The organism is Moorena sp. SIO3B2, from assembly GCF_010692525.1.
Lineage (GTDB): Bacteria > Cyanobacteriota > Cyanobacteriia > Cyanobacteriales > Coleofasciculaceae > Moorena > Moorena producens.
In genome coordinates this window covers 1-2,157 of record NZ_JAAHHE010000705.1, presented here as the reverse complement: position 1 = coordinate 2,157, position 2,157 = coordinate 1, and the positions used below count along the sequence as shown (strand labels likewise).

The 2,157-nt window shown below is 41.5% G+C and carries 1 protein-coding gene and 1 pseudogene; both read right to left on the bottom strand.

Annotation, left to right across the window (positions count from 1 at the left end; all coding sequences use genetic code 11):
- Positions 1 to 209: 209 nt before the first annotated feature.
- A complete protein-coding gene (locus tag F6K38_RS40040; protein WP_287360433.1) occupies positions 210 to 740 on the bottom strand; it encodes a tellurite resistance TerB family protein in 531 nt (176 codons plus the stop codon).
- 911 nt (positions 741 to 1,651) lie between these two features.
- A pseudogene (locus F6K38_RS40035) lies at positions 1,652 to 2,157 on the bottom strand (hypothetical protein); the annotation flags it as partial.

Sequence of the window (2,157 nt, the reverse complement as noted above, 5' to 3'; positions counted from 1 at the left end):
ACAGATACTATCAAAGATATCAAAGATAGTTGTTCATGCAACTATTTCCATAACCCAGTCACTATGGTGCTACTACTACCTTATGAAAGCTTTGGGGAGTTGGTTGTGGTACACAATACGTGATTTTAGCTTCCGTTACCTTTACCAGACCGTAGCCAAACCACTACATCTTTCCCACTACCGCTTAGTTTAATGGCCGCAGACATTAATTAATTATAGGGGTCACCCTCAGGCAAACACAGGGAAATACGCTTCTGCTTGATGCGCTCTTCTTCGAGACAGAGGTCTTCAATTTCCTTAACAACTTCTTCGGAGATGTCGATGGCTTTGGCCATCTTGCGAATGGTTGCCTTTTCCCCTTCCGCATATTCGGCATCCGCAGCAGCCGCCTTGATGGCAAAGTAAATCACTGCTCTACGACCCTTGCTGGTGACATTGGTACTGGTCACGACTTCCGAGATGTCTTGGTTGGCAGGATAGGTTTCTAGCTCCTTCAATAAGGACTCTGGTGCTCCAGCGGTTGCTGCCCGTCCAATCACCCACTTTCTCTCGGCTTCTGAGAGTTTTCCATCGCCATTTGCAGCAATAAGAAGGGACTTGAGAAAGGTGCCGAGCTCTATAAAGCTGGAGAGCTCTTCGACATTAGCCATTTTATCGAGATCCCAGTCCCAAAGTTCCTTGTAATACCACTTGGATATGGTTGCCCGTATCGGAGCAATATCTGTTGTAGCTGTTGTCATTTTCTTCTCCTGAATTTTCGTTTAAAGACTTAACAGATTCTAGATATCTAGAATCTGTCTTTACTTTCTGTCTACCTACACTTCGCGAGTATAACAGTTGCTAAGTGTAGCAGACTTAGGACTTATTAAGTTTAGGGGGTTTTACCCCCCTCCCCCCAAATCTGGGGGGTAATCCTCAGAAATTACCCCTAGTTTCAAAGGATCAACGGGGGCAATGGGTAAGTCCTAAGAATTTAAGTAAATTGGGCTCAGGTTTGAGAATCAAATAAAAAAATTCTTTTGTCAAGGATTAATTTATAAATATTTACAAACTTCTCAATTTATTGCTATTATTAGTAGTTTAAACATTGTAGTCAATTATTTATAGCACAGGACAATTTTTGAGGGTATTGTGTGTTCGAGTTGGCCTACGGTAAGGCTTCCGGCGACAGAACCAAAGCACAATTTAATGAGCATTTAATTAGCGATCGCAAACGTTCAAAAATCTCAAACCCTAGAGCAGCCAAGTAATTTGAAGGATAGTAACAATTTTTTACGAGCAGCTTGACAAATTGCACCTAACCTGAAATTGTTTCCAAGGAATTGGGTTCAGTTGGAAAGTCGCCCATTAGACTCCAACTGATTGGAAATACTAAACTCCCCAAAGATGACAGCCTTTACTAGTGGGATCTTTACATCCCCTGTTGCTCAAAAAACATAGTTTGGTCATTTTGTTGACAGGCTTGTCAGTGCTTTTGTCTAATTCTATCTTGAAGACTTTTTTTGTTTACAATCTCTAGATTAGTATTATAGATTACTATAAATATCATTCTTGAATTAATTGCGCTTTGAGTTATTTCAGGAAATTGCGATCGCTAAAAACTGGCAATAACTACTTCTAGGCTCACTTCAATAAACAACTGCGGCGAAGTCTACTCCTGAGACGTTTTATCAGTAGAACGTGGTTTAAGCAGAAAGATTTCTATCCCATCAATGGGTTTCTCTTGGGTTTCAATCTGAAATTGCTCTTTAACAACAGATCGAAATAGCTTCGACGACTTAACGTAAACTAGCCATAAACGAGATTGGGTTGGGGGTAAACTGCTAATCCAACCTTCTATCGCTTGCTGATCGTTTTTTCTAACCGATGGCGGCAGTACATCCTTAATCTCAATAGTCGTAGAGCCATGATAGTAATGATTCAATGCTACAGGTATTCTCTGACCAATCGACCAAACAATCACATCACCCGGTTGTTCTTTGGTCGCAATGGTTTCCACTAAACCACGCCAATTTTCTCGATCGAGCACAGTATAGTAACGCTTTAGCCCACCACCAACAGCAATGGCATAGATCAGCGCTATCACCAAGGCACCAATACGCCATCGATGCCAAATGCCGATCCCAGCGGCTGCTAAAAGAATAAATAGGTATGGAG